3 protein-coding genes are annotated in these 3,712 nt (G+C 59.4%); 1 reads left to right on the forward strand and 2 read right to left on the reverse strand.

Annotated features, from left to right (window positions below; all coding sequences use genetic code 11):
* The coding region (locus JOZ06_RS09995) for a hypothetical protein (protein WP_293231974.1) at nucleotides 1-284 on the forward strand (284 nt) is incomplete at its 5' end.
* Nucleotides 285-457: 173 nt separating this feature from the next.
* Here JOZ06_RS09995 and JOZ06_RS10000 read toward each other — a convergent pair.
* Both JOZ06_RS10000 and JOZ06_RS10005 read right to left on the reverse strand, forming a co-directional pair.
* Complete coding sequence (locus JOZ06_RS10000; protein ID WP_293231976.1) at nucleotides 458-1,813, reverse strand: IS1182 family transposase; 1,356 nt, start codon at nucleotides 1,811-1,813, stop codon at nucleotides 458-460.
* A 237-nt stretch (nucleotides 1,814-2,050) separates the two neighbouring features.
* Nucleotides 2,051-3,493, reverse strand: a complete 1,443-nt coding sequence (locus tag JOZ06_RS10005) for an IS1380 family transposase (protein ID WP_293231978.1) — start codon at nucleotides 3,491-3,493, stop codon at nucleotides 2,051-2,053.
* Between the last annotated feature and the right edge of the window lie 219 nt (nucleotides 3,494-3,712).

Genomic DNA, 3,712 nt, shown 5'->3' on the forward strand with positions numbered 1-3,712 from the left:
TCAACCAAGGCATCGCATTGCAACGCTTTACCCTGCGTGACCCGCTCCTGGGATTCATCGCCGCCGGCGGTACCGTAATGGCCGCGATTGCGGCCGAGCTGGAGTACGGGCAGGCAGCGGGCGCCAGCGATGCGCCACGCCGGATTCTGGGGCTGGATGGCGAACGCCTGCCGGAACGAACCGCCGCCGCCGTCCTGCAGATTTTGGGACTCGGGCGCCGCGAGGCGGAGGACATCGCCTGCCGCCCCCTGCCGGCCGTCGCGGGACATTCCGACGCCAATTGAGCCTGGGCCCCGTGCCAACGATCAACCCTCACGGCGCGCTGTGCATCAGGCGCGGGCGCCCACCTCGACTAGCAGCCTGTCGGATTCAGCCGCTCAACAGGTGAGTTGAAACGGCAATTTGGTGATTTTTGGGGAATTTTGACGTTTTTCGGCAATATTCCCCTCCTGCTTCCTCACTGCAGACGCAATACGGCCATGCGTTTCAAATTCCACGCCAAGCACACCAGCGACCATTCGCCGCTCACTTTACGCAACCCGCGCAACATGAACTGACGGAATCCGAGCACCGATTTGATGATGCCGAACACCGGCTCCACGGTCTGCTTTCGCCGCGCATAGACCGCGCGCCCTGCGCGGGTGCGCAACTTGTGCGCCATTCGATCGGTCGGTGTGGCGTTTTCCGGCAGAGCTGCCGGATCAGCGAAGCGTTCCTTCCACCCAATATGGTGCCCATCGCGGCCGACCGCCATGAACGGCTCGATGCCGGATGCCTCACACGCAGCCACGTTCTGCGCGCTGAAGAATCCATTGTCGGTCAGCAGCCGCTCTGCCGTAGGAAGCGATTCCGGCATGGCCGCCAATTTTTCCAGCAGGGGAACGACCTGCTCCTTGTCGTTCGCCGCTTGCGTGACGAACGGCACCACGACCAGCATGTTTTCCCCTACTGCAGCCTGGGCGTTATAGGCCTGTTCAAATCCACCGCCGGATACTGGCATGATCCGCGATTCTTCATCCGTGAGGTTGACCTGGTCTTCCGGTTTCACGCCGCCAGTCGGCGGTTTGGGCGGCTTGCCACCCGGTTTCTTGCCGGTCTTTTTTTGCTTGTCTTCGCGTGCGTCCAGCTTTGCCTGATATTCGGCCTGCTCGCGTTCGAAACGAGCTTTCGCCCGCTCCTCGATCTTGGCCTTGGCCGCCTCCATGGCGGCAAGGCGGTCTTCCCGGCGCTGGATTTCTTGCGGCAAATTCATCCCGTCCGGTACGCCGGACTGGTCGGCCTGCTCCGCCAGCGCCAGTAACGCCTGCACTTCCTGCTTGAGATGGGCTTCCAGCTTTTCGATGTGCCCGTGCGACAACGCACTGTGGCGCGAGGCATTGGCATGCAACTTGGTGCCGTCCAGGCAGATCGTTCCCATTTTGAGCAGTTTCATTTCTTGCGCGATTTCGAGCACCTGCACGAACAGTCCCGCCAACTCGTCGATGAAACGTCGCCGGAAGGTAGCCAGGGTATCGTGGTCGGGGTGCTGGTCTGCGGCAATAAACCGGAAGGCGAGCGAGTCATAGGTGGCGCGCTCGATTTTGCGGCTGGAGAACACGCCGGTGGCGTAACCATAGACCAGCAGCGACAACAGCACCGACGGGTGATAGGCGGCACTGCCGCGCCCGCGATAGGCGGCTTCCATCCTGCTCAGGTCGAGTCTGTCGACCACCTCGACAATGAAGCGGGCCAGGTGATCCTGCGGCAGCCACTCATCGACAGAGGGCGGCAGCAGGTAACTTGTCTGGCGATCGGCCTGGATAAAGTTGCTCATGAAGGCGTCCGAAAATTCAACACGATCATTATCTCATGGCATCACGGGTGGCAGTGGAAAGTCCGACAGGCTGCTAGCCTGAATTTTTCATGAACTTCCAGCGGTGCTCCGGCACCGCTTCAAGCGCAAATTTTTTGATTTTCAGGCAATCGACCCCCTTTCCCCGTTGGCGGGGCAATCTGTGTTCTGGTTAATGATCCGGGTGGGCGGCACGTCTCGTGTGCCAAACGTTCTCTGTCAGGGCGAAGTAGGCACCATTCGCACTCGGGTTGTCGGGTACAGCCTGCGGCAGACTTGCGCCAGCAGTTCCTTGACCGGGCAACTGGTGGGCAGTTGCAGCAATATCCGGTCCTTGTACTGTTTCACTTTGGCGGCGATCTTGAACAGCGACAGGATCACCGTTTTGGGTTGTGCCACCGCCAGCGGCGTGCCCTGTAGCCCGATCTGGCGCAATTGCTGATGCAGGACATAGGCGGCGGCGCTCAGCAGTAGACGACCGAAGTTGGCGGTAAAGGTTGAAGCAGAGGTCCGATCTGCGCTCAGATCCCCCTTCAGTTGCTTGATCAGATTCTCCGCTTGGCCGCGCGCGCAATAGTCCTGTTCATACAGCGTACGGGCGGAGGGGCCGTACAGGCTCGTCACGACAAAGCGCGCATTATCCTTGGCGGGCTGCTCGCCATTTCCCGGAAGCACCTCCGCCTTGAGGACCACTCGGTGGGCCTGCGCCCAGGAACGGGCCCGATAGTCAAAGTCGCCAAACAGGCGAACTCCGGGCACTGGCGGTCTGATGCCAGTTTTTGCGAGTGTCTGATGCAAATCGAACAGACCACGCGCATTGCGCATCAACCCTTCCGCTTTGCGCGTCAGCAACGGATTGCGCCCCATCCCGAAAATGAAATCGGCGTGACCATCGGCGCTGATCAGTTGCATCAGCTCCGGCGTGGAAAAGTGGCTATCCCCGCGCACCAGGATGTGCGTTTGCGGCCAGTGTTTGCGCAACAATCCCAACACCCGTTTCATGATCATCGCGTTCTCGGCGCCGGTCGGACGGGTGCTGGGGCGCAGGACGGCGGTCACCAGCGCGCCGCTGTTGGCCTCGAATATCAGCAATGGCAGGTAGCAGTAGTGCCCGTAATGGTGGTTGTAGAACGCCAGCTCTTGCTGGCCGTAGGTCGCGTCGTCGGTGTGATCGAGATCCAGCGTGATACTGGCGGGCGCTTGCGCATAGCCGGCAATGAATTGCTCGACCAGCGCCTGGGACATCCGGTAAATGTCCCGACGTCGCAGAGAGCCTTCCATGCGTGAAAATGTGGGACCACTGGCCAAGGCATTGTCACCCCCCAGTGGTGCTCGCCCTGCCGCCAGTTTGAACAGCGGATCGATTCGCAAGCTGTTGGAATCATTGCCGTCCTCGTAGCCGGAAGCGATCTGGAAGACACGCTGCAACAACAGATCCCGCAACGGATGGGTGATATAGCGCGCATCGCGCGAGTCGGAAATCGCAGCGGTCAGTCGATCGATCAAGCCGATGCGACGATCTACCGCGCCCAGCAACAACACACCCAGATCCGAAGAGACATCGCCACCGGAAAAATCTGCGCGAACCGTAAAACCAGATGAAGGAGGAAACCGGAGCTGTTCCGGGGTACAATCAGGGCGAGGGCGAGTAATGGTCGGCATTTTTTACGAACTGGTTTCTAGATAACTCCAATTCTATCAAATGCTTAGCTGTTACTCGCCCTCTTTTATGAAAAATTCCGGCTAGGTCTTTGCCCTGACAAGAGCGTGAAATTTATGTCCGACCATGATCATGGCATTATTGCAATGTTGCAAAAATACTGGCGGATCTACGGTGGCCTGAATGCCATCATGACCTCTGCGTATTTTTGGGTCTCTATC

It is taken from the genome of Paludibacterium sp. (genome assembly GCF_019232825.1).
Lineage (GTDB): Bacteria > Pseudomonadota > Gammaproteobacteria > Burkholderiales > Chromobacteriaceae > Paludibacterium.